Consider the following 25675-nt stretch of genomic DNA (forward strand, 5'->3'; position numbering starts at 1 on the left):
ATTATTTATATTCTTCCATCATAACTTCAGCTATCTTAAAATCCAATCTTGTATCTATATCAACAGACTTTTCTTGAGCCATTTCAAATGCAAAAATATTCTCTTTTAAAAACACGCACCACTCATCTAAAAACTTCTGTACATCACAGATATAAATAGCTCCATTAAGTCTATAGTATTTTTCCAAATCTTGACTTCTTGACTGAACTGCTACATTATCAAGAAATTTACTCATATTTTTATCTTTTGGTAAAGTACCACTCCAATGGATTGGATGTTCAAGTTCGCATACTGATACTACTGCATCACCATTTTTTTCAAACATAAACTCTATCGCATTATCTATATCGTTTGCACCTCTAAGTGGTGATGTTGGTTGTAAAATTATACTCATAAACAAAACCCATCATCAACAACAATATTCTGTCCGTTAACAAATTTACTCATATCACTCAATAAATAAACTAAAGTTCCTTTTAGGTCACTTTTATCAAGCATTCCTTTATTTAAACATTGCTCTTTGTATTTTGCCAAAAATGGTTCTGGTTGACTATCAAATATTCCCCCTGGACTTAAAGCATTTACTTTGATATTCATCCCTTTAAAATACTTAGCCATATATTTTGTAAGATGTATAAGCCCTGATTTTATAGCTGCATACTCTACTGGAGTAGTCATTGTTGTACCTTCATATATTTCAAATCGTGGCGCAACTACCCCATAAATTGAGCTAATATTTACAATATTTCCATAACCTTGCTTTTGAAAATAAAGTGCAAATTGTTGTGATGCTGTAAAGTATCCACCAAGATTTAATCCTAAATTTTCCACAAAGTCATCGTACACTACATCAAAAAAATGTTTTCCATAGTTTTTATTTCTAGGATAGGCATTGTTTACAAGAGCATCAATTCTTTGATATTTTTTGTCCAAGTATTCTATACATTCAGTTAAAGAATTTTTCGAAGTGATATCAAGTTTTACAAAATCTATATTTATAGTATTTAACTCTTTTGATAAATCTTCTTTTGCTTTTAATCCTAATTCTTCATTTATATCAGCTATTATAGCGATTCCTTGATTTTCAACTACAGCTTTTACAAACTCTTTTCCTATAAGTCCAGCTCCACCTGTTATTACAACAACTTTATTTTCTAACATTTTAATTCTTTCTTTTAAATTATATTTCTTTTATAAATTTTGCAGGACTACCTACTACCAAAGTATGAGAAGCAACATCTTTCGTAACAACACTACCTGCACCCACAACACTATTTTCACCAATTGTTACTCCAGGTAAAATTATTGTATTAGCCCCTATCCAACAACCTTTTTTTAAAATTACAGTTTTTGCAGAATAATGACCTTGATTAATAATATCTATATTTTTTAAATCATATCTATGATTTGCTACATATATATGTACCCCTGAACCTAACATTACATTATCTTCTATAATTATTTCTCCATCTTTTTCTTCTCTTGGATCAGCAAATAACATACAATTAGGTCTTATAATTACATTTTCTCCTAACGAAATTTTAGAACAAGTAATTGCATAAGCTCCTGCCCTAAATTCAGCATTCTTACCAAAACTTTTAAACTTTTTTTTACATATATCTTGCATAGAGTTTTTAAAATATAATTTCCAATGTGTAAAAGGACAATCAGGTCCTAATCTATCAGAATGCTTATCGAATTTATATTTTCTTATAATATTGTTAATCATGATCTCTCTTCTATCAAAAACTCTACAAATTTAAAATCAAGCTCATTATCTATATCTATTGATCTTTCTTCTGGCATCACATATAATCCTGTTTTTTCTAAAAATAAAGAACCCTCATTTAAAATAACATCTCTCTTCCATATATAAATAGAAGCATTCATGTCATAAGATTTAGGAGCATCTTGTCTTCGTACTACTGCACTATCAAGTTTTTTTGATAAATATACTTTTCCATCTTTATTTTGTTCAACTAGATTAAAATATGGGCTTCGCCTGCTAGGCATTGCTGTGATTAGATTGTCATTGTCATTTTCTTTAAGCTGATTAAAAGAGTTTATTATATCTTCTATACTACGAAGAGGTGCAGTTGCATCTAGGTCTATCAAATAATCAAAAGTTCTATTATAGTGCTCTTCACTTCTTTTGAAAGCATCTTTTATCACATCTAACTTTCCAGCAGTATCACTTGCCATTTCAGGACTTCTTTTAAAAAACACTTCTGCCCCATATTGTTTTGCTACATTTGCTATCTGATCACTATCTGTGCTTATGACTATATGTTCAAAAAGTCCTGAGGCTCTTGCTTGTTCTATAGTGTAAGCGATAAGTGGTTTGCCATGAAGCTCTTTGATGTTTTTGTTTTTAACACCTTTACTGCCACCTCTTGCACAAATTGTACATAAGATATTACTCATCTGTTTTGCTCCTGTATAGTTGATATAGTATCCATTACTTCTAAAGCATCTATAAAAGTACAGATATTTTTTTGTTGATTAAAAATATCCAAATGCATTTTTTCAAACATATAATTTCTTTCTAAATTTGAAAAACTATATATCTCTTCAAGTCCAGTTTTATTTTTTTTAGTTAATTTAGCTGATAAAAAATCTAACTCATAAGTATGTTCAAAAGTTTCAACAAATAATTTTCTATGAGTATTTTTACTTATATAATCTATTGAAATATTTACTAGGATATTTTTGTTTGTTTTCCCTAGTAACATAGTTAAATCATCAGAATTTATCTCTAAATCTGAAATTTTTACCTGATAGCTTTTTATCTCATTTATTTGCCCACATAACCATTGAACATAATCAATCTCATGGCTTAAATCCAATAATACTCCACCACCTTCTTCTTTTTTTGCACTGTAACAATTTTTATAATCTGTATGTGGTCTCCAAGATGGTAAATATTGCCCACATTTTGCATTTACTAAAATAATATTCTCATTCTTTACAAATTCTTTTAATTTTTCAAGTAAGGGATGAAATCTAAGAACATATCCTAAAAATACTTTATTATTTTTTATTTCTAAATCTTTTTTTGATTCAAAAAGAGGTTTTTCACAAAAAATTAATTTATTTTTTACATTTTCCTCTAAAAATTTTAATTGTTCAAAATGTTTATTGGTTTCACTAGCTATTACAAAATAATCATATTGATTTATATTATCGACACCTTCTAGTTTTTTATAGCAAATTTTATCTTCGATATTTTGTTTAGTAACTAAATCTATACTTTGAATTTCAGATAGTTTAGATAGTACATCATAATGTCTCTTTCCTATTGAACCAAAACCTATAAGTAAAACTTTCAATTAAAATACCTCGTCATATTCTTCATTTGCTTTTTTATATTCTTCCATTCGTCCGATATCTAGCCAATATTCTCTAAGAGGGAATGATATAGCATTTTTGTTTTCACTTATAATTTTTTCAAACAAAGTAGGCATATCATAAAATTCATTTTGTGGAATATACTCTAATATTTCAGGAGAAAGCATATATATTCCTGCACTTACAAAAAATTTATGGGTAGGTTTTTCTTCAATAGATAATATCCTACTATCTTTTATATTTACAACTCCATAAGGAACTTGAAAATCATACTCTCTTACACACATAGTTCCCATAGAGTTATTAGATATATGATAATCATGTAGGTGTTCAAAGTTTACATTTGTAAGTAAATCACCATTCATCACAAAAAATGGCTCAATTGGTTTTTGGGTTAATAGACTCAAAGCCCCTGCTGTTCCCATTCGTTGTTCTTCTAGTATATACTCTATATTAACACCAAACTCTTTTCCATCTCCAAAATAATCTTGTATGATATGTGACTTATAGTTGACACACATCACAATATTTACATATCCATATTCTGCAAATTTTTCTACGATAGTTTGCAAAATTGGTTTATTACCTACTTTGAGCATAGGCTTTGGAGTATTTTCTGTAAGTGGTCGCAGTCTAGTTCCTAGACCTCCTACCATAAGAATCACTTTGTTTATCTTTCCTTTTGGTTTTATAAGTTCTTCTATCTCTTGAATCCCTAAAATTTTCCCATTATCGTCAACGATTGGTATTTGATGCAGTTTTTTAGAAAGTGCAAGTTGTAAAATTTCCTCTTTTGTATCACTTATTTTTGCAATAGTAGGTGTTTTAAAAATAATAGACTCTATAGAACTATTCAAATCAAGCCCTCGCAAAAGACCTCTTCGGATATCTCCATCTGTTAAAGTTCCCAATAACTTATCATTTTCATCAACTATCAATGCTATTTGCATCGCTCCACCATCTATGATTTGTAAAGCTTCTTTAATAGTTGCATTTATAGTAAGTTTTATATTTAGTATATTTTTCATAAAATTTCCTTCAAAAGCATAAAACTCTCAGCATATTCACATCCGCAAGTAGCACCTCTTAAAGTTGCCAAAGCTTTTAAATTTCTCTCACTTCTTGGAAAAGGATGTTCTGCCACTTCACTTTCAAATACTTTCATTATCTCTATTTTCTTCTCAAAAAACTCACTAACATCAACAAAAACATTAGGCACAAAACTATCTTCTTTGGTACTTGGAGCAAACTCTGTTTCACTAAGTGTTTCCATCATATATATTTTTTTGATAAATGGATATCTAAATGATTTTGTACAGCTGTAACTTGCTTCAAATATTTTTCTATGGTCACTATGAACATCACCTTTAAAAGGAAGATAAATAATATTTGGTTGGACTTCTTTTATCACTTGAGAAATTTTACTCACAAGTTCACTGACCGTATATTCATCCACTTGCATTGTTTTTAGTCGTAAATTATGAACACTATCAAAGTTATAAAGATTAGATACTTCTTCTATCTCTTTTTCCCTTTTCATATAATAATTATGTTCTTTATCTATTGTCGTACAGATTAACCAATGTATCTCATCACCATTTACTTTATGTTTTAGTAAAGTTCCTCCACATCCTAAAGTTTCATCATCTGGATGAACTGCAATTATTAAGACTTTATTTTTCATATCAACTCCACTTTTAAAGGGTCTTCCACTTTTGATATCATAGATTTAAAATTTACAGTTTTTAGAATTTCATAAGCTTTTCTTGCACTATTACCATCACCATAAGAATTCTGTAAATCTTTCAAATTTTCCAAAAACTCTTTTGATAAAGCTCTATTTATACTATCACTTATATCTTGATAGCTTGTACCACAAAAAATTACATTTTTATCTGCATATCTTCCAGTTTGTCGAAGTCCAACATTGATAGCTGGAATTTTAAGACTTGCAGATTCACAAACACCAGATGAAGAGTTCCCAATAATAAACCTAGAATGTTTGTAGATAGACATAAAAAGTTCTCTATCTAAATTTTTATAAAAGAAGAAATTTTTATTTTCTTTATACTTATCTATTACTTTTACAAGCTTTTGATTCCCAGGATCTACATTTGGATAACTTACAAAAGTATTGATATTCCGTTGTTCTAAATTTTTCAAAATATTCTCAAAATATGTATCAACATTAGGCATCTCTTCTGTTACAGGGTGAAAAATCATCAAAGCAAACTCTTCAAATCTATCTTGTAAGTTAAAATGATTTTGAAGTTCATTTTTTGTTAATGGTTGAAACTGAACAAATTTATCCAAAGAAATATTTCCCGTTACAAAGACTCTTTTTCTATCTTCTCCTATCCGAACTAATCTTTTTTTATGCTCTTCTAGTGTTACAAAATGAGCTGATGAGAGCTTTGAAGTTGCATGGCGAATTGGGTTGTCAATGTAGCCATCTTCTACATGATCCCCTGCAAATACATGAATAGTTGGAATATTTAAATATCCTCCAATCATCGCATACATAAGTACATCTTCTCTATCACCTGCAAATATCATCAAATCTGGATTAAACTTTGCAATAGTCTCTAAACTATTTTGAAGTAAAAAACTAGCACTTTTTACTCTCGATAATCCAGTATCTGAGCTTAAAAGAGTTTCTATTTCAAGTAAAATATCAAAACCATCTTTTCTAATTTGCTCCACACTATAACCAAAACTATGAGATAAATGAGCTCCACTAACTATGATTTTAAAATCTATATCCTTATCTTCATGAAGTAATTTATACAAAGGTGACATCAAATCATAATCAGACCGAATGGAACTAAAAGCTAATATCTTTTTCATTAAAATACATCCGATATAATCAAATCTTTTTTAAACTCAATACCCTCTAAAGAAGCATCAAACAACCTATAACCAAATATATAATCAAACTCTTTTTTATCTAAATATTTATCTAAACTATGGTCTAGCAATAAGTTATATTTTTTATCTCTTTCAAGATTTAAAAAGTCAACACCACTAAAGACTATGTCAAAATTTCCTTCAAACTCTTTTAGAATATTGTTATTTTTTTTAAAATAATTTTGATTTGGCTTGGTTAATCTCCACTCTGAATTTTCATTGTCTTGCATATTAAAAGATATTGCATTTGGATAACTTTTTTTTTCTATTTGTTGGAGTTCATCATAAGAAAAGTTAGCTACATATAAATCTTCTTCAAGTATCCAATCTAATCGTTTTTTAAATCCTGGAGCTGATTTTTTATTTGGGAAGCCACATACAAATTTATAACCTAATTCATTAGCTTTCTCATAGACTTCATTTGCTTGTTCAATGAAAATACCATATTTCCTATAAGCTAAGTTGACCATAGTTGTCATTGAAAGAACAGCATCTAAATTTTTCTGATTAAATAGAAATTTTATTGGAATCACAGCATAATGCCCAACAAGTTTTACTCCATCAAAATAAAGTGAAACTATTGGGTTTCCATTTGGATTTTCAATATATGCCCAATTCCAAAGATTATCATCCATTTTACTACCAAAACTATGTTCAAATAACTCTAAAATTTGTGTCTTATATTGTAATAATTCACGTTTATCATTAATCATAATTTTTCTAAATTCAATAGGAACATAAAGTTCAGCTTCTCCATCTGTCACCATTTTATTATCAACTTTGCATACGGTATTAAATTTTACTCTTCTTTTTTCTAAATCAACATCTGTTACCGTAACAATAGCTTCAACTGTATCGTTAATATACACAGGTTTTTTAAAGTTTAACGATTGATAAGTATATACACAACCCTCCCCTGGAATCTTAGTACCAAACAAAGCAGAAAAATAAGAAGCTGTCATCATTCCATGAGCTATTCTTTTTTTAAATCTTGAATTATTAGCATAATTTTCATCTAAATGAACTGGATTTCTATCTCCAGAAATCCCTGCAAATGCTTTTATATCTGCATCTGTAACAGTTTGAGAATAACTTACGCTCATACCTATTTCTATTTCTTCAAGTGAAATTTTATTGAAAACTAAAGATTTACTCATATAACTTCATCCTCATGGTAATTTTTTTGTGCAACGGTTCCAACTATTTCATCCCATCTCATAGGATTTATCCCGTTCCCAGGTCTTTTTATAGTGATATTTTCTTCACTTAATTTATCACCTTTTTTTATTTCAGTTTTTGCAACTATAGATTTTCTTGCAATTTGCATATTTGGAATTTCACTTTTTGATGGTTTTTTGATACTACTTCCAAGAGCTAATTCTATATTTCGTATAGCTTTTACCATCGCTTTAAGTTCATCTGGTTCAAGACTTGCCTTATGGTCTGGTCCATCCATAGTTTTATCAAGGGTAAAATGTTTTTCTATACAACTTGCTCCCATAGCAACAGCTGCAATATCCACTTCAATCCCTAAAGTGTGGTCACTATACCCAAAAGCAATATCAAAAGTGTTTCCAATCGTTACCATAGCTTTTAGATTTACATCTTCCATAGGGGTTGGGTACATAGTGTTTGCATGTAAAACTGTGATATTTTCTTTTTGAGTTCCTGAACTTATCAAAATATCCAAAGCATCTTCTATCTCCCCAATGTCTGCCATGCCCGTGGAAAGTATCACTTTTTTATTTAGTTTTCCTATATGTCTAAGATATGGTAAATTTGTAATTTCACCACTTGGTATTTTAAATATTTCAAGTCCTAGAGTCTTTAAAAGTTCTATACTTTCATGGTCAAAAGGAGTCGATAAAAACATAATATTTTTAGTTTTACAATAAGAGATAAGTTCTTTATGTGTTTCCAAATCAAGTTCGAGTTTTTTTATCATATCAAACTGTGATTCTGTTTTATCAGTTGTTTCTTTTTGATACTCAGCTTTTTGTGCATTTTTTGAAACTAGTTTTTCAGCTTTAAATGTTTGAAACTTAACGGCATCAGCCCCACTTTCACTAGCTACATCAATAAGCTTTTTTGCAAGTTCAATTGAACCATTATGATTTACACCTGCTTCTGCTATTATAAATACTTTATTCATTTGACTAAACTCCCAGCTTTTATAAATCCTTCTATTTCTATACCCTGTTTTGAAGTGGCATTGCTCCCAAAAAATGTATTTTCTTTTACAATAACTCCACCATTTAACACACTCGCTGTTGAAATATGACAATTATCTTCTATGATACAATCATGTTCAATAAGTGCTTTGGTATTGATGATACAATTTTTTCCTATTTTTACATTTGCATTTATAAGTGCATGATGCATAATAATTGTTCCTTCTTCTATCATAGAGTGTTTAGAAACATATGCTATTGGAGAAATTATTATGGGTAAATTAAAACCTATCTTTGTTAATTTTTCAAATAACTTAACTCTTATTTGATTTGACTCTATTTGTCCCACGCTTATCACTGCATTTTTACAAGTTTGAAAAATAGTTTCTAAATCATCATCACAAGCAATAACTTCATAATCCAAAACTTGTTTGCCTATATTTTCTTTTGTGTCAACTATTCCAATGATTTCATATTTATTTGTCAGCTCAATTACATCAATTGCACTTCTACAATGCCCACCGCCACCTATTAAAACTATTTTTTCTTTAATAATTTGTTCACTTCGTTCAGGCATCATTATAAAATCACCGAACTTGGAATATTGACAACTCGTTCTTCCAAATATTTTGCATTTTCTAAAGTTGTTTTTTGACAATCTTTAAACATTTCAAGTTCATTCATAAGTTTCCAAATAGGTCGGCTCATTACTCCATTTTTATTTGTAAAGTCCAAAAATTCATTTCTTTGATTTACATCATTTAATAAAACTGCTTGGAGCCAATAGTTTGATTTACACTTTTTTGGCTCTTCTATAAAAGTTATATTTTCATTTACAAAAAATTCTTTATATTGTGTTGCCAAATCTCTTTTTGAAACTAAAAATTTTTCTAATTGTTCAAGTTGAGCAACTAAAAGAGCAGCATTAATATTAGGAAGACGATAGTTGTATCCTATTTCATCATGTACATATTCATAAGGGTGTGGGATTTTTGCTGTTGTTGTGATATGTTTCGCTCTTTTTGCTAATACTTCATCATCTGTAACGATAACTCCGCCACCACCTGAAGTTATGATTTTATTACCATTAAAAGAAAAAGCTCCAACTTTTCCAAAAGTTCCTGTATGTCTGTTTTTATAGTAGCTTCCTAGTGATTCAGCAGCATCTTCAGCTAAAGCTATATGCCACATATCGCAAATCTCTTTTATCTCATCTATTCTACAAGGATGCCCAAAAGTATGCATAGGAACACAAGCTTTTATTATTTTTCCAGTTGTTTGATTAATACAAGTATTTTCTTTGATTTCACAATTTGTTTCCAAAAAGTTTTTAAGAGACTCAGGGCTCAAACCCATCGTATCCAAATCAACATCTACAAATATAGGTTTTGCTCCTATATAACTAATAGCATTACAAGTAGCTATAAAAGTAAGTGGTTGAGTGATAACTTCATCATCTTTTTTTACATCTGCTAAAATCAAAGAAATATGAAGTGCCGCAGTACCATTTACAGTAGCTATCGCATACTTACTTCCAACTGTTCTAGCAAACTCTTTTTCAAAAGTATCTACATATTTTCCTACACTTGATACAAATGTGGAATCTATACAGTCATTTAAATACTTCTTTTCATTTCCAAAAAATCTTGGTTCATGGAGAGGGATAAACTCGTTTGTATTAAATGTTTCTTTTATAAAATCAACTATTTTTTGCATTACATTTTCCCATCAAGATATTTACCAGTCTCTTTATGTCCAAAATCAGGAATCATAGTAAAAAACTCTCTTACAATATCTTCTTTTGTCCATGATAAATTTGCTTTAAAGTTTTTGATTGTATTTTCAAAGTTATTGAGTTTTTCTTCATCAAACAAAGCTTCATTTTTAATAATTCCAAGATTTTCAAATTTAGCCATATCTAAAACTTCTTTGTCTGTAAAAAACTCTTCAAAATCTTTTTCACCTGTTGTATCACTAGCAGTAAATAAACAAGGCCATTTACCTTTAGCAGGTAAAGTTTTCGCTAATTCTCTTGCCTCATCTTCTGTTTCACATAAATAAGGTTCATAGCCAAGATTGTTTAAATATTTTACTGCAATATCAGCAAAAGTGATCAGATGTAAATTTTCACTGAGTTTTGGGAAAAAGATATCTCTATTTTCACCAAAAATACATGACATAAGACAAAGTTCACCAGATTCTTGTGGAGTCACAAAGTATCTTTTTATATCATTTGGTGCAACTATTGGCTGATTTTTTTGAATTCTTTGATTGAATCCATGAAGTAAACTTCCATCACTAAAAGCTACATTTGCAAATCTTGCCATTGAAACATTTATTTGTTGTGATTTTCTCATTACAAACATCTCCATAATGCGCTTACTAGCACCCATCATATTTACAGGGTTTGCAGCTTTATCTGTTGAAACGCAGAAGTATTTTTTTGTGCCATTTTCTATTGATTGTTGAAGTGTTTTGTCAGTATTGAAAACATTTGTTTCAATCATTCTCATAAGTGTAAATGGGTCTTTTTCGCTTCTAACATGTTTGAGTGCTGATAAATTTAAAACATAATCATATTTCCCATCAGCTTTTATAAAAGCATCATATTCTAAACTTCGAATATCAAGGGCAAATGTAGCAAATTCACCATCTATATATCCAAAACTACTTCTTATATCTCTAACTAATTCAACCATATTGTTTTCAGATATATCTACTACATGCAGTTTTTTAGGATTTCTTTTGAATATCTCTTTTGTTACAGCTTGTCCTATACTTCCAGCACCACCAATAACTAAAAAAGTTGAATTTGATACTATTTGCGAAAGTTCTTTTTCATGGTTTTTAATATCATCCATGAAAAGTTCTTTTGTTCTACCAATCAGATTAAGTATTTTGGACATTATTCTATTTCCTTACAATAAAATTAGCTATACTGCTTAAATATTTTAAGTCTAATTTGAAGATAAATAAATCACAAAAAAGACTCGAAGTTGTACTTAAAATAATTAATTTTGGAAGACATACATGATTTAAAAATATTGGTAAATTGAGATTTTTAAGATACTTTGCATAAATATAAAATTTTATTGAATTTTTATAACACTCTCTCATGCTAATATAATACCCTTCAAAACTAGCTACCCCCCCCCCCTCACAATATATTGAGTTCCTTTATCTTTTTTCATTTCTATATTCTTGCTCTAATGCTTGAAGCTCATTTTTCTTTTTTTCTAAAAGCTTTTCAGTAAGTTCATATCTATAATTCTCACCTTTTTTGCTCAAAGAATACTTATTTTTAAGTTTATTATTTATCAATATACCTTCTAAAGAAACATATCCATCATTTATAAATAATTTTAAAATACTATTGACCGTACCAACACTACAGCCCACTTTCTCTGAAAGTTCCCTTTGTGTATTTACTGTTTCAACTTCTCTTAAAATTGATAATTTTAGTTCTTCTTTTGGCATAATTTATATCTTTAAATATTTTTTCAATTATACATTGTTTACACTTTGAACTTCCTTCATTAAATATATAATAATTACAAATTAGTTTGCTAATTTAAAAAACGGCAATAAATTTCTACCTTTTAATCTTTGTTCAATTATTCTAAACTCTTTTGTAGCGGTTGATTTTTCTTTGAAAGTTAAAGTTTTATCTTTAGAGATAAGTTCAAATTGTTTTTTATAATATTTCAATAAAAAATCACATAGTTGAATTTGATATTCTTTAAGGGTTAATGTTTGAAGTTCAGTTCTTGCAATAATTGATGTTAGCTTTTCTATATTTCCATTTAGTAAATATTCAAATTCTTCCCTGTGTAAATCAAACATTGAACTATCAAGTGCAGTTAAGATAATATCTTTTTTATCAGGATAGTTTAAAATCCCTTGTAAGATTAGAATTTCTGTGATATCAATCATCTGATTTTGAGGGCTATTAGGTGTTTTGTAGTTGTTTTTGAGTGTGTTTGATTTTTGTGTCTTGATGTACTTTGGGTGTAAATTTATAAGATGTGCAGCATACCCCTTGAACTCTTCAGCCATTACAGGCTTTAATGTAGAAAGAAATTCCTCTATTTTTAATAGTATTTTTTGTTTTTCTTCTGGCCTATTTATATCAAATCTATATTTTCCTAAATTATCCTTAACAATGTAATCTAATGCAAATTCAACAAAGTACTTTGGGTGTAAAAGTAGGGACTTTAATTCATCTACCCTACCCTCTTTTACATAATCAGCAGGATCTTGTCCATTTTGAAAAATCACAACTCCACCAACAAAGTCATTTTGTGCTAATAGTATTGAAGCTTTATAAGCAGCTTCCATACCAGCTTTATCACCGTCATAGCCCAATATTACTTTTGCATCTGATTTTTTTAAAAGCGGTATGTGTTGAGATGTAAGTGCAGTTCCAAGTGTTGCTACTGAATTGGCAAATCCTGCTTGATGGAGCATTATTACATCAAGATAACCCTCTGTAATGATTATCTCTTTTGATTGATAAATACTTTCTCTTGCAAGGTTATATCCAAAGAGCAATGCAGACTTGTTAAAAAGCTTAGATGAGGGAGAATTTACATACTTAGCATTATGCCCTGATATAGTTCTTCCACCAAACCCTACTAACTTACCACTTTGTAAAAATATTGGAAATGTAATTCTTTCTATAAATCTTGCATACAAGCCATTAGAACCACTATCAATGACTCCAAGCTCTTTTGCCATGTTTAAATCAAAAAAGTTGTTTTTTAGATAGGTTATTGTGTCATTAGAGCTAGATGCATAGCCTATTTGAAATTTATCTATAGATTCTTTTGTAATTCCTCTTGAGTTGAGATATTGTAGTGCATTTGAATTGCTAAATAAATTGTTTTGATAGTAATTGTTAACCGCATCAAGAATCGAAGTATTTAGAGCTTGTGAGTCATTGTTATCATATTCAAGATTGAAGTTTGTAAGTGCAGCTATCTTCTCTATTGCTTCAGGATATGAAAGCTTTTCGTACTCCATAACAAACTTAATAGCATCTCCGCCATTAGAACACCCAAAACAATGATATATCTGCTTTGCAGGACTCACTGTAAAGGATGGTGTATCTTCTCCATGAAAAGGGCAACAAGCTTTAAAATTTGCACCTGATTTTTTTAGCTCTATGAATGAAGAAACTATATCAACAATATCAATTTGATTTTTTAGATTTTCTATTGAAGTTTTAGAGATTAGCATTTATTCAAATCTTTATCAAAACTCAACTTTTCATTGTTTTGAAATTTACATTTGGCACATATCAAAGCATCCACAAAATCAATATTTTTATTTTCAATAATACTTAGTGCCTCAAATAATATGACTTTATCTTTATTCACTACACCTTCAAATGAAAGAATAGTTTTAAGATCAGATATTACTTCTATTTTTGGAAGTTTATAAAACTTAGTAAGTACAAAAAAAGCTTCCATCAAAACATCACTTAGTATCTCAACTTCCATTGAGCCTAACTCAATTTGTTCAAAATACTCCGTACTTTTTGCCAAATGCTCCTCATTATCTCCTACTAAAAATCGGATGATAATATTCGTATCAAGAAGATAAACCATATTTCTCTCTCATAGCTTCCATCATTGAAATCTCTTTGATCTCTTCAAGTGACTTATCACTCTTTTGAACTCTGTTTTTATACTTGCCCGATAATTTTTTTATAACTGAATGTTGTTTTACAGGATAAACCATAGCAAGTACTTGTTTTTTTCTTTTATCTATAATTTGTATCGCTTCAGTCATGTTTGTAAAAACTGAAGTATTTTTTTGAATTTCTCCAATACCAATACTTTGCATATCTATCTCCTTTATAAACTATTTACATATACTAAAATATATTATATATAAATACTACTATTTTGTCAATAATGTTAGATACTCTTTTCTCTATGCAAATATATGTTAAAATTTACACAATAAGAATTATGAATATAGAAATTTTTCAAGCATTTCATGCGATTAATAGATTCATTTTCGTAATTATCTTTTCTTCTTTTACTTTTTATGGACTCCTAAAAAGAGTCCTAATAAAAAGACTTCTTTAAAAGTCTTTTATAGTCTTTAGAGCATAGTGTACTTTGGTTGTAAACTAGTGTGATTTGGGTGTAAATTTTAATCGTTTTCATGTACTTTGGGTGCTTGGTTAATGTACTTTGGTTGTATTTGATGTACTTTGGGTGAAGTGTAATCATTTGTAATTAAGAGCATAACTTCGTTTCAAGCCCTTAAAATCGCTTATATATTGAATTTCGTAAGTACTTTTGCTTACAATTTTAAATAAAAATTTAGCATATTCGTATAGTGTACTTTGGGTGTATTTCCTATTTTTAGGAACTTGTACTTTGGGTGTATGCCATTGAGTGTTGATGTACTTTGGGTGTAAATAGTGTACTTTGGGTGTATCTTGATGAGATATGGGTGTAAAATTTAGCTAGTAATAACTTCTACTATGCCTATTTATCGATAGTTTGAAAGGTTTTAGCAATGTTTTTGCATTAGTAACATACAAGGTAGTTTTTGATGTACTTTGGGTGTAGAACATACATATTTCAGCTGCACTCTTTAGAATGCATGTACTTTGGGTGTAAATTACTTAGTATGAAGATACTTTATATGTTAAATTTGATTTTTTATTACTCTGATTGTAGTCTATTTTTTAAAAATAATGATAATTTTTGGATTTTGTATAACTATAAAACCCTTATTTAGCTCTCAACTATAAGGGTTTGCATGGGTTGTAGTGTACTTTGGGTGTAAAATATTAGTAAGAGTACTATTTATATACAAAAACCATAGGTTTTTATAGTAGATAGTATGTACTTTGGGTGAATGATCTAAAGAGAGTTTAAACTAGTTAATAAATAAATGTTAGTCTAGCAAACCCTCTAATGGAGGAATAAATCTAATATCTGTAGTTCCTGTATATTCAAACAGTTGTGAACCTGAATAGTACTTGATATTGAATTTTGCTAATTCTTTTTCATATTCTTTTAGATACTGTTTTGCAGAAGTTACTTGTCTTGGAGTTTGACATGGATAATTTATTGTCTCAAGGAGCTGCATCAGTTTCATTCTTTGGATATTATCCGCACTTGCATCGTGAGTAATAAAGAACTCTATGATTGATCTAATAAAAGCACTGCCCTTCCCTCTTATACCAATTAGTTCATCAAACCTTTTATTATAGTTGATTGATATTGTTTTATTGAAGTACTCTGCATATTGAGATGATAATACAATTACATATGCTTGTTCTTTTGAGCTGTATTTCATTTCTTGTATGATGTTGTAGCTTGAAGTGATAGATGGATTATCGGCATCTGTTCTTACTATAACAACATCTTTGATATATTCTATGGCTTCTTGAATATTTTTTTGAGTCTTACCGTTCCACTCTAATCCTAATTGTTGAGCTATTTCATAAATACTAAAATAGATAGCTATAGTACCTTTGTAAACTACTGATCTTACATTATGAACCATAATGCAGTCGAGTATCATTTTATGGTATTGAGTTAGTAACCTATTTCTTATCTCTACAGTACCAAAAGCAGTTTCTCTTTTTAGAATATTTTTGTTTGCAACAAATTCTCTAGCCAGTGCACTATTATGAGAAATTTTATCTACAGGCATAAATGGACTTACTCTTAGGTCCATTAAAGTTGAAGTTGATTCATTAATCTTTTGTTTTGTATCAAAAAGACTATACTGTATCATTTGTCCTTCATCAGGGAGCATACTCATATTTTTTTTAGGAGTTCTTTTTCTTGGGCTTGATGGTTTTTTCTTTTCGTTATTTTCTTCAGCCATTATTTCATCCTCTTTAGAGTTGTAATTCTAATCATAATTCATCTACCTCTGTATCATCCAGATTACCAAGTGTAGGCATTGAATATTTTTTAGGAGTTTCTTTTTCAAGGAAACTGCTCTCCCGTTTGCTTTGTGGTTCGAATGTTTTAACTTCAACTTTTGTATCAAATAGTTTAATTATATAGTCATGTTTTTCATTAGAGAAGTGGTTGGTTTTATCAATAACTACTTTTCTGCTTCTTGTATCATTTTCAACTTTTTCAATTACATAATGCATTCTACATGCATCAATAAATGCACTTGCACCTCTAGCACTAGATTTATTAGTCCCACTTGCTTTTGAATGATGATGTATTAAAATGATAGTTTTATTTTCATCAACACACCATTTGTTAAGTAAAGACATAAAATATCTTGCATCTGCATTTGAATTTTCATCTGCTCCATAAAATGCTATTAATGGATCAAGTACGATTAAAGAAAAGTCTTTGAGTTGTTGTTTCATTAATTCAAATTTAGCATTGATATTTAAGTTTTTATCTACGAAATGAAATACTTGAGTTTCTTTCCCAATTACAGTTATTCTATTGTTTATGTTTAACTCATTATGTATTTTACATAAACTAGAAGCCCTCTTCTTTGAAACTCCTATTTCATCTTCACTTAACCATAAAAAACACTTTTTAAGTGTATATTTGTATATAAACTGCAATGCTATATAAAGTGATATATAACTTTTACCACTCCCCCCAGGAGCACTGATAATATTAATTTCATGTTCTTGAATAGGTAAGATATCTTCTAAAAAGAAATTTGGATTTTTTTCTTCAGCTTTTGAAAAATCGATAAAATTAAATATCTCTTGTCTTTTAAAATCTCTACTTCTTTGAATAAGTGCTTCAAGCTCATTAACTTTATCAATACTACTTGATTCATCAGCGGCTATTTTTTTAAGTTGATTTTGTAGGTAAATTTTATAATTGTTTTCAAGTAAACTATTGTAAATAGAATCAATATGACTAATTGGATTGGCACTAATTATATTTAAAAGAGCTTGTTCAAATGAGCTATCTAGTTTTGCGATAACTGTTTCTTCATTTATAGGAAACTTGTTGATATATAGTTCATTCATTATCTCAAATATTTTTTTATATTGAGGATTTGAAAATATATTTTCTTTAATCTCTTTTATTGTTTCATTATCAAAAAATACAGTAGAAAGTAATCCTCTTTCCATACCATCAATAATATTTGTATCTAACTTATCAAACATTTTTTATACCTTTTATCGTACCATCTTCAGTGGTTGTTTCCAAAATGGAAATAACCATATTTTTATCAAGTTCTTACTCATTAATATCTCTTTTTAAGTAAATATACACTAAATAAATATATATTTAAATATTATAGTATCCGCTAATTTTTAATGACATTTTTAAAAGATCACTAACACTAATCATATATTCGCCTGCCCTACTCTCAAGTTGCTCTTTGATTACATCAGTTACTGGTACTGCGTACTGTTTTACAACTTTTCCAGTATTGTTTTCATTTTGTCCATTATTAGAGCTTATAGAAGTTGGAGTAAAATCTTGTTTAAGTGCATTACTAAGTGACATTCTAATTAATGATACAACATTTAAACCTATTGAAGTTGCCTCTGACTCTAAAATATCTTTTTCATATTGATTGGCATTTAAACTTACAACTGAACTTAATTTATCTTTATCATTTTTTTTAGGTCTGCCACCTCTTTTTATTACTTCAGTTTTTTGAAGTTCGGCATGTGTTACTACTTCTTTTTTACTAGTATTAAGCATTCCGAATTTTTTCTTTTCCATTATGTTCTGTCCTTAAAAATATTCAATTATAATTATATATACACTAATAAAAACTAATTATTTGTAATTATCAATACTTTGTTTTAAGTCTATGATATTTGCAGCAGCTTTTTTATAAGCAAATGATTTTAGTCCACCTGCATTTGCAAGTTCTAGCACACTTACATTTTGATTGATAGCAGTTTGATATGCAGCACTTACAGGTATCATGAATATTTCACATTCAAAACCAAGAACATCTTGAATGATTACACTAACCTCTTCTATATCTTCAGGTTTTTGTATCATATTTGCTACAAACAAAATAGGTCTATCGAATTCTTTAACTACATTGATAGTATCAATTGTACTTTGCAGAGTTTCAACAGTTGCATTAAATGGAATAATTACAAGATTACTTTGTTTAATAGCTTGTTCTATCTTCACATCATTAAATCCACCAAAGTCAAAAATAGTATTTTCAAATTGACCTAAGTTTTTTTCAGATAAATCTATTTTAGAAACCTTTTCAGGTAGTCTATCTGATAGATTTCCATATGGGTCTATTTCAACACCATTGAACTCATAGCTTGTAATAAGTTGATGTGCAATCAAGCTTTTCCCAACACCACCCTTAAAATTGCAAATAGTAATATTCATGCACTACCTCTTTTAGTCTCATTATTTGTATGTAATTATACACTAAAAAACTATATTTCTAATTAAATACAAAGGGTATTATATAATAATATACACTAAATAAATGTATTCAAATACAATATAAACATAAATATTTGTAGTTATATATTAAAATACGATATAATTACAAATATTTATGGATTAGGATTAAACATGCAAAAAATTTCAATATATATATTTGGAAATCATATAGCAGATATGTATCAAGAAGAAGATAGAGTATATCTAAAACAAGTTGACGACTTGTGTAATAAAGTAAGTCCTTTAATGTTAAGTTCTAATCAAAAGGAGATAGATACTACACATCTAACACATCTTGAGAGAGTTGCAGGATTCATTAGCGATTCATTACCTGGTAATTTTGGTAATGAAATATTAAATAACTTCTTTTTACAAAACTCCAATAAATACCCGACTGTAAGTGATAAACTTCTTTTTATTGGGCATAGAGGACTTGGAGCGATTTACTTTGAACCATCAATGGAAAAAGAAAATGGATTTATTGAAACGATAGAGTTAAAATCTATGTTTGAAAAAGCTAAGGAATTAAAAAAAGGGGGAGATTATCACTCACTACAAGATGCATTTTTAATAAGTGCTCACTCATTTGTAGGAGGTGCAAGAAGTAAAGCAGTAGGAGCCATAAATCTTGACACAAAAGAGGTATTTTTAGGTGATCGCACAAAACCATTAAAAGATGGATTTATCCACGCAATTATCAAATATGATGATACAGCAAACGATGATGAAAACAAGTCAACATATTCTAAAGTCGAGTACATTTATCATATTCTTGCAATTGGATGTGGTATTGATATGGCAGATTGCTATTTGGTTCAAACTGATGACAAACACCATTTCGTAACGAAACGCTTTGATATAGAGCCAAGCGGGAAAAGATATCATGTTCACTCACTTGCAGGATTACTTCACTTAGATTACAATATTCCAAGAAACATAGGGTATGAAGATTTGCTTAGAACCGCAGTAAAACTAGGAGCTTTAGGGAGTCTGAAACAACTTTTCTTACAAATGCTATTTAACTATATGTTTGTCAATCAAGATGATCATAGTAGAAACTTCGCATTTTTTTGCGATAGTGATTTTAAATACAAAGCTACACCTGCATATGATTTAACATTTGCAAAAGGGGAAAAACAGACAGTTGAACATCAACTATCATTATATGGTAAAGCTCTCTCAAAAATAGATATTGATGACATCACCACACTAGCGACTGAATTTTCGATTGATTTAGAGTTTGTTGCAACCTCTTTAGAAAAAATGAAAAACCTTAGAGATAAAGATTTACCACAACTACTCAAAAGTTATGAAGTAAAGCCAACTAAGCAAAAACAAATCATAGAACATGTCAGTAAAAGAACACTTCAAGGGGCACTATAATGAGTAATGATTTATTAAAAAAACTGCAAGATTCGTCAGCAAAAGCGAAGAAAAAACTCAAAAACAAACTTAATCCAAATAGTGCTTTTGGAACTCTTACAGATGAAGAAATAGCAATGGTTTTAGCTCTTAGAGCAAAAGAGTTAAGACTTTCTCAAAATAAAAAGCAGAGTGATTTTGCAAAAGAAGCCCAGCTTAGTTCCCCAACAACATACTCTAACTATGAACAAAAAGGGAGTATTTCAATGATTAATTTTATTAAAGTAATGAGAACATTTGGAAGGCTTGAAGAGCTTGAAAAACTTTTACTTCCAACTACAAAAGAGAAGATTGAGAAGATTGAGAAGCAAAGAATTAAATAGCTAAATATTATATATTTGTAATTATTTGGCTTTTATGAGCTTAATTACAAATATATTGGATATTTTAATATTTTAACATACATTTATTTAGTGTATTTATGAGTTTTATTAACTAGAAAATATCTAAATCATCTTAATTAGTATTATATATAAAAACATATAATTAATATAATATACACTAATTTAATATATAAGTGTATTAATGCTTATCTTCAAGTATATGTTTTACCGCATCTAAATGGCTCATACCTTTAGATACAAGACTATTCATTTTGCTTCTTAGATCTGCATCAGTAAAGAGTAGGGTTTGTAAAAATTTATCAAGAACAACTCTTCCTTTGGTTTGAACTTTATCTGTCATAATAAATATCTCCCCATACTCTCCATCAGCAGGTGCAGTATTATCCATTAGAGCATATGCATATGGTGACAGATTAAAAAAACCAGATTTTTTGATTTTTTCTCTTGAGGTACTTCGCTGCATTAAAAAGAAATTCCAAAAAGAGTTTTCAATAATTACTCGTCCAACTTTACTAACACTATCTCCACCATATAAATCTTCAAAACCTTGAGTACCTAACAGCATTGAAGCACCATGTTTTCTAAATCTTCTATATGCTTGCTCTACGAATATTTCAACATGTGCAGATTTACCAAGAAATTTATGTGCTTCATCCATGATTACGATATTTTTTCTATTATGATTTGATTTATTCTTTTCTTCTAAATAGATCTCTTTAGATATTTGGTAAGTAAGAACCATCAAAATAGGGTTCAGCAGGTCAGGGGAGTTCTCAAGTGAACCACACTCAAGAACCACAAAGTCATTTCCAAAATTGATATTACTTTTGCCATTGAAAAATTTTCCATACATATTGTTTGATTGATAAATCGATAAGTGCTTGATAAAGTCAATAAGTCTGTCGTCATTGTCGTGACCTTGAGCAACAATTTTTAGTTTTTCAACTATCGTATCGACATCACTATTTGGACCATATTCATCATAACTTGCATAGATAGCTTCTAAAAGGTAGGTTTTCATAAGCTTTTCAAGTTGTTCTGATAGTTGCCTCTCTTTTGGTAGTCCCATCATAAGATATAAACTTGAAATAAACTCTATATATTCATCTAGCATTTCCTTGTTTATCATTGAAGTAAAAGGGTTGAGAATAACTTTTGAATTTTCATTGAAGTCCAGGTATTGTCCATTAAAAACCTCACAAACTTTTTCGTAAGAGCCACCAATGTCAATGATCCATATTTTATTGCCTGATAGATAGTAATTAAGTGCAATCCATTGCATCCATACAGACTTTCCTGAACCTGTCATACCAATTACGAATGCATTAAATCCACCTGCTTTATTAGCAAATAAATCAATACCAAAAAGTTGTCCTTTTGGTGAAATCATAGGTACTTGTGGATTTGTACCAAGCCATTCAGCAGATACAGGCATCATACTTATAGCATTTTCACTAAATACAACTCTTCCTCTTTTTTCTGATAGAAACTTTTGTATCTCCATATCAAATCCAAATGGAAGCATTGTAAGTAGGGCAGGGAACAAAACATATTTATCCTCTTCCATAGCAAATGTGAGGGTTTTAAAATATGATTTGAATTGTCCTGCTAAGTTGTTAAGTTCTTCTGTAGTATTTCCAAAAATTGCAATTTGAAATGAGATATAGTAGGGTGCTGCACCTTTTTGCATTGCATCCATTGCAAAGTTTAAATCCCTATGGATGTATTTTAGTTTAGGAAATAGGTTGTAAGGCATCTGTTGAGAACTAGTTAGTGCAGCTCTTCTAGTAATTTCAGATTTAGCTTTTTCGCCTAGTTTTACGACATTAAGTGTAATCAAAAATGGTGATGCATGGTTTTGGTTATTTATAGCATCACCGGCATACCTAATAACATCAAATATCCCTAACTCTTCAGGATACTCTCTTACACTTAGTGTTTTGACATGAAGTTCATCAACTATAAGCTCATTTTCTTTTTGTACTATCTTATTGTCATTGGCAAATATGAAGTTATTTATATCGCTTCCATCCCATTTGGGAATATCTCTTAAATCATGATTCATATTTAAAATCTCATAGTAAAAAGCGATTGCTTTATCAGCATCAACAAGTCGTGGGTTTAAATATGCTTGTTGGAGTGAACCAATGAATTGGTCTTTTGCTTGAATTAGTTCACTATACTTTTTAAAAAGTTCTGATTTATCAAACTTTTCAGTTCCCTCTTTATCTTTTGTAAACAGAGCTTTAAAATCAAAAGAGATAAGTTTTGAGAGTAGGGTAGGTTTATTATCTTTACCACCAACTTTTATACTTATTAAGAGTCTAAAGTTTCTTATCGGTGCTCTAAAATTATTACTAATTTGAGATTTTATTTTGCTCTCTAAAAATTGTTTATAGCTATATGCTATATCATGACACAAAGGATCATTAAATGCTCTTTGTTTTTGTACATGCCAATTATCTACAATGCCAGTTACATTGGGACTTGCAAGTAGCATTATTTGAATAGCTGTATTATCAGGTAATATGGATAGTGCAGATGAAATAGCACTTTCAACATTTTTATCTACCCCCATAAGCGGCGAACACTCTACTAATATTCCAAACCCATCATCATTGGTTGCAAAAATACCTGTATTTGTCTCAAAATCTCTAAATGGCAAGTATTTGGAGATACTTTCTCTGTCTGTTATATTACTCCAGTCTTGTACAGTTGAAAACATCTATCTATCTCCTATTGATGAACCAAAAAAAATTTCTTTTTCATTTGGCTTTGAATTTTGAAACGCACACTTGATAGCATGATCGATAAATGCTGATTTCATTTTTTTATGGCTTAGTTTATTGATGATTGACATTGAATCGTTGCTAATAAGCACTTGTAATTTATTTGAATTATTTGTTTTCCCTTTCACGATTATCCTAAAAGTTTTTTCCAAATTTTAGCAGATAGGTTATGTTTTGTGATTAATAAAACTTACAAATACAAATATGCTATTTAGTATTTAATTAAAAATACTTACAAAATAAATCACAAACTTTTTAAAATGATTTATAATAGCAATAATGTATTAAATTTTGTAAGGATTATAATGGACTACAAGAAAGATAACTATGCTTGTTCCTATACTGAAATAGCAGAGAGACTTAATTTGACCAGAAACCAAGTTATTGCGATTGAAAGAAGGGCGATGAAAAAAATAAAAGAGATTGTAAATAAAACAAATAAGCTAAAAGACTACACAGATATATTTCTAAATACAAATAAATACACTAAATAAATATAAATAATACTATTAAATAAACTAAAGTATATTTAATTAGTGTATATCTATATAAATATATGTTAATAATGATTGTTTTGATAAAATATAAAAAATACTAGCTAGGTAGATTGTGACAACAATAAAACAAATTAAATTTATCATATATCAAGTTCTATCAACAAATAAATCTTTATCTTGTTATCTATTTGGTTCATATGCAAAGGGTAAGCAAAATGAAAATAGCGATGTAGATATATTGATTATTGTAGATAAAGAGCAATATGAGTATAAACAAATCACTAATATCAAAGAACAAATTAGAAATGAATTTGAAAAAATTAATATCTATTGTGAGCCAATATTTGGATACATCCAAAATATAAATGAAGATAAATTAGTACTTTTTAGAGAGTATATAGGTTATGGGAAACTTTTATTTGGTAATGATTTATCTACTGAAATCTTGCAAGAAACAGCTCAAGAACAAAAACAAATAGAGTATGAAAAATATTGGCGAGCAATGATGTTTGAAAAAATACGAACTCTTGAATATTTAGTAAGTGTGGATAAAAATATTGATGATAGTTCATTGGCATGGGAGTTTTTATATTTAATTGTATATTGGAATGGTAAAGCTGAACTTACACTGGTTGATAAACAGCACTCGCTAAACGAATTTACACTTATCTATATCTATACTGAGCTTTTGAAAAAAGATTTTGACCATGAAATACTGCATACATTAAATATGTTGCAATATTATAGAGATCAAATCAAAAGTGGTGAGTATTTTGATATCGAATTTGAATCATTTAATACACATTTTACAATTGCAAAAAATAAAATAATTACAAATTAGAAAGTGGGGTATTATATAAGTTTTTGTATAATTTTGATGGAAGTCAGCAATCCACCCGTTCTCGCCTTTGATGGTTTGGCAAAACTGGTATAAATTCAAGTAAAGTCACCTTTTGGTTATATTGACTTTTACTGCTAATGAGAACAAGTAGTCCTTTAAAAAGTCAAATATATCAATAGGAGATTTATATGAATACTACACCCACAAAACAATTACCCTCATTAGAAGAATTTAAATTACAAGCTAAAGAGCTTAAAAAATCAGAAAATTTTGAAAAATTAGGACATGCTCAAAATGCTTTGGCAAAAAAGTATGGCTATAAAGACTACAGAGCTATAAAATCAGTTTTAAAAAGTGATGATGTTCAAAACAATGATATGCAGCCGCAAATTTTAACTGCTTCACAATTTGAACAGATGATAAAAGAGCAAATTTTTTCAAACAATAATCCAACAGTTAATTTCAAGAAAAAGCATTATTTAAAAAATCAAAAAAATATTGTAGATGGAATTGCTATAGATCCAATTTTGCCAGATGATTTTTGGAATACAGCTCATGAAGATAGAGAAAAAGTTGAGCTTGATGAGTGGTGGGAAAGACCATTTATTGTAACTCAAGGTTATGAAGAAGAAAGTTATCAAGAGTATTTTTCAAGGATGAAACCTTATTATGATGATCTAGTAGCTCGTTATGGAGAAGAAAAAACTACATACAAAGTTGAAACAGAAGATGAGTTTAACGTTAGAGTTGCAGAGCAGAAGAAAAGTTGGTATGACGCATGGACAACAGGAATAAGGTATGATGTTTATATTTTAGATGGTGGTGCTTGGGATAGACCAACAGGAAAAGGTAAAGTTGGTAGTTTGGAAGAAGCTTTGGAGATTATTCAAAGTATACAAACTAAGATTACTTGAATATATTACATAAAATTAAAGAAAATTTTCTGAAAGAATAAA

Annotated in this window: 28 protein-coding genes and 1 pseudogene; 5 read left to right on the forward strand and 24 right to left on the reverse strand. The window is 29.1% G+C overall.

What is annotated here, in order from left to right; genetic code table 11:
- Position 1 precedes the first annotated feature (1 nt).
- From AC6H33_RS11445 to AC6H33_RS11550, 22 genes and pseudogenes are all read right to left on the reverse strand, one after another.
- On the reverse strand, positions 2–394 hold the full coding sequence (locus tag AC6H33_RS11445) for an acylneuraminate cytidylyltransferase family protein (RefSeq protein ID WP_497606015.1): 393 nt from the start codon (positions 392–394) through the stop codon (positions 2–4).
- Positions 391–1161, reverse strand: a complete 771-nt coding sequence (locus AC6H33_RS11450; RefSeq protein WP_497606016.1) for an oxidoreductase — start codon at positions 1159–1161, stop codon at positions 391–393. Before AC6H33_RS11450 ends, AC6H33_RS11445 begins: the two co-directional genes overlap by 4 nt.
- A 19-nt stretch (positions 1162–1180) precedes the next feature.
- A complete protein-coding gene (locus AC6H33_RS11455; RefSeq protein ID WP_497606017.1) occupies positions 1181–1729 on the reverse strand; it encodes an acyltransferase in 549 nt (182 codons plus the stop codon).
- A complete protein-coding gene (locus AC6H33_RS11460; protein WP_497606018.1) occupies positions 1726–2424 on the reverse strand; it encodes an acylneuraminate cytidylyltransferase family protein in 699 nt (232 codons plus the stop codon). The genes AC6H33_RS11455 and AC6H33_RS11460 overlap by 4 nt, the downstream gene beginning before the upstream one ends.
- Positions 2421–3329: a Gfo/Idh/MocA family protein gene (locus AC6H33_RS11465; RefSeq protein WP_497606019.1), complete on the reverse strand. Its 909-nt coding sequence runs from the start codon at positions 3327–3329 to the stop codon at positions 2421–2423. The genes AC6H33_RS11460 and AC6H33_RS11465 overlap by 4 nt, the downstream gene beginning before the upstream one ends.
- Positions 3330–4376 (reverse strand): nucleotidyltransferase family protein, encoded by a 1047-nt coding sequence (locus tag AC6H33_RS11470; protein WP_497606020.1) that lies wholly within the window; start codon positions 4374–4376, stop codon positions 3330–3332.
- The gene (locus AC6H33_RS11475) at positions 4373–5032 is read right to left on the reverse strand and encodes a PIG-L deacetylase family protein (protein ID WP_497606021.1); all 660 of its coding nucleotides are present in this window, start codon (positions 5030–5032) and stop codon (positions 4373–4375) included. The genes AC6H33_RS11470 and AC6H33_RS11475 overlap by 4 nt, the downstream gene beginning before the upstream one ends.
- Positions 5029–6195 (reverse strand): UDP-N-acetylglucosamine 2-epimerase, encoded by a 1167-nt coding sequence (gene neuC, locus AC6H33_RS11480; RefSeq protein ID WP_497606022.1) that lies wholly within the window; start codon positions 6193–6195, stop codon positions 5029–5031. The genes AC6H33_RS11475 and neuC overlap by 4 nt, the downstream gene beginning before the upstream one ends.
- Complete coding sequence (locus tag AC6H33_RS11485) at positions 6195–6968, reverse strand: GNAT family N-acetyltransferase (RefSeq protein ID WP_497606114.1); 774 nt, start codon at positions 6966–6968, stop codon at positions 6195–6197. The genes neuC and AC6H33_RS11485 overlap by 1 nt, the downstream gene beginning before the upstream one ends.
- Positions 6969–6986: 18 nt before the next feature.
- A pseudogene (locus tag AC6H33_RS11490) lies at positions 6987–7412 on the reverse strand (MaoC family dehydratase); the annotation flags it as partial.
- The gene (neuB, locus tag AC6H33_RS11495; RefSeq protein WP_497606023.1) at positions 7409–8407 is read right to left on the reverse strand and encodes an N-acetylneuraminate synthase; all 999 of its coding nucleotides are present in this window, start codon (positions 8405–8407) and stop codon (positions 7409–7411) included. The pseudogene AC6H33_RS11490 and the gene neuB, both read right to left, overlap by 4 nt.
- Entirely contained in the window at positions 8404–9003 is a 600-nt protein-coding gene (locus AC6H33_RS11500; protein WP_497606024.1) for an acetyltransferase, read from the reverse strand. The genes neuB and AC6H33_RS11500 overlap by 4 nt, the downstream gene beginning before the upstream one ends.
- A gap of 2 nt (positions 9004–9005) precedes the next feature.
- A complete protein-coding gene (locus tag AC6H33_RS11505; RefSeq protein ID WP_497606025.1) occupies positions 9006–10142 on the reverse strand; it encodes a LegC family aminotransferase in 1137 nt (378 codons plus the stop codon).
- Positions 10142–11332, reverse strand: a complete 1191-nt coding sequence (locus AC6H33_RS11510) for a UDP-N-acetylglucosamine 4,6-dehydratase (RefSeq protein WP_497606026.1) — start codon at positions 11330–11332, stop codon at positions 10142–10144. Before AC6H33_RS11510 ends, AC6H33_RS11505 begins: the two co-directional genes overlap by 1 nt.
- A 271-nt stretch (positions 11333–11603) precedes the next feature.
- The gene (locus AC6H33_RS11515; protein ID WP_497606027.1) at positions 11604–11903 is read right to left on the reverse strand and encodes a winged helix-turn-helix transcriptional regulator; all 300 of its coding nucleotides are present in this window, start codon (positions 11901–11903) and stop codon (positions 11604–11606) included.
- 81 nt (positions 11904–11984) lie between these two features.
- Positions 11985–13664: a DNA primase gene (gene dnaG / locus AC6H33_RS11520; RefSeq protein WP_497606028.1), complete on the reverse strand. Its 1680-nt coding sequence runs from the start codon at positions 13662–13664 to the stop codon at positions 11985–11987.
- The gene (locus AC6H33_RS11525; protein ID WP_497606029.1) at positions 13658–14035 is read right to left on the reverse strand and encodes a type II toxin-antitoxin system VapC family toxin; all 378 of its coding nucleotides are present in this window, start codon (positions 14033–14035) and stop codon (positions 13658–13660) included. Before AC6H33_RS11525 ends, dnaG begins: the two co-directional genes overlap by 7 nt.
- Positions 14019–14273, reverse strand: a complete 255-nt coding sequence (locus tag AC6H33_RS11530; protein WP_497606030.1) for a hypothetical protein — start codon at positions 14271–14273, stop codon at positions 14019–14021. Before AC6H33_RS11530 ends, AC6H33_RS11525 begins: the two co-directional genes overlap by 17 nt.
- A gap of 1071 nt (positions 14274–15344) precedes the next feature.
- Complete coding sequence (locus AC6H33_RS11535; protein ID WP_497606031.1) at positions 15345–16286, reverse strand: hypothetical protein; 942 nt, start codon at positions 16284–16286, stop codon at positions 15345–15347.
- A 31-nt stretch (positions 16287–16317) separates the two neighbouring features.
- Positions 16318–17559 (reverse strand): AAA family ATPase, encoded by a 1242-nt coding sequence (locus AC6H33_RS11540; protein ID WP_497606032.1) that lies wholly within the window; start codon positions 17557–17559, stop codon positions 16318–16320.
- Between the two features lie 124 nt (positions 17560–17683).
- Positions 17684–18127, reverse strand: a complete 444-nt coding sequence (locus tag AC6H33_RS11545; RefSeq protein ID WP_497606033.1) for a hypothetical protein — start codon at positions 18125–18127, stop codon at positions 17684–17686.
- Positions 18128–18184: 57 nt separating this feature from the next.
- Complete coding sequence (locus tag AC6H33_RS11550) at positions 18185–18766, reverse strand: ParA family protein (RefSeq protein ID WP_260876252.1); 582 nt, start codon at positions 18764–18766, stop codon at positions 18185–18187.
- A 192-nt stretch (positions 18767–18958) separates the two neighbouring features.
- Here AC6H33_RS11550 and AC6H33_RS11555 point away from each other — a divergent pair, with 192 nt between their 5' ends.
- Both AC6H33_RS11555 and AC6H33_RS11560 read left to right on the forward strand, forming a co-directional pair.
- Complete coding sequence (locus AC6H33_RS11555) at positions 18959–20209, forward strand: type II toxin-antitoxin system HipA family toxin (RefSeq protein WP_497606034.1); 1251 nt, start codon at positions 18959–18961, stop codon at positions 20207–20209.
- A complete protein-coding gene (locus AC6H33_RS11560) occupies positions 20209–20571 on the forward strand; it encodes a helix-turn-helix domain-containing protein (RefSeq protein WP_497606035.1) in 363 nt (120 codons plus the stop codon). The genes AC6H33_RS11555 and AC6H33_RS11560 overlap by 1 nt, the downstream gene beginning before the upstream one ends.
- A gap of 199 nt (positions 20572–20770) precedes the next feature.
- On the opposite strand, the gene AC6H33_RS11565 is transcribed toward AC6H33_RS11560, so the two are convergent.
- Both AC6H33_RS11565 and AC6H33_RS11570 read right to left on the reverse strand, forming a co-directional pair.
- Positions 20771–23317, reverse strand: a complete 2547-nt coding sequence (locus AC6H33_RS11565; protein WP_497606036.1) for a TraC family protein — start codon at positions 23315–23317, stop codon at positions 20771–20773.
- Complete coding sequence (locus AC6H33_RS11570; RefSeq protein WP_497606037.1) at positions 23318–23509, reverse strand: hypothetical protein; 192 nt, start codon at positions 23507–23509, stop codon at positions 23318–23320. It lies immediately after the preceding gene.
- Positions 23510–23686: 177 nt separating this feature from the next.
- On the opposite strand from AC6H33_RS11570, the gene AC6H33_RS11575 reads away from it, so the two are divergent.
- The 3 genes from AC6H33_RS11575 to AC6H33_RS11585 all read left to right on the forward strand — a co-directional run bounded on the left by AC6H33_RS11575 (position 23687) and on the right by AC6H33_RS11585 (position 25633).
- Positions 23687–23875 carry a sigma factor-like helix-turn-helix DNA-binding protein gene (locus tag AC6H33_RS11575; protein ID WP_497606038.1) on the forward strand — a complete coding sequence of 63 codons (189 nt, stop codon included), beginning with the start codon at positions 23687–23689 and terminating at the stop codon, positions 23873–23875.
- A 115-nt stretch (positions 23876–23990) separates the two neighbouring features.
- Complete coding sequence (locus AC6H33_RS11580) at positions 23991–24719, forward strand: nucleotidyltransferase domain-containing protein (protein ID WP_497606039.1); 729 nt, start codon at positions 23991–23993, stop codon at positions 24717–24719.
- A gap of 188 nt (positions 24720–24907) precedes the next feature.
- Entirely contained in the window at positions 24908–25633 is a 726-nt protein-coding gene (locus AC6H33_RS11585; protein WP_497606040.1) for a hypothetical protein, read from the forward strand.
- Positions 25634–25675: the final 42 nt, after the last annotated feature.

Source organism: Sulfurimonas limnophila (genome assembly GCF_059705345.1).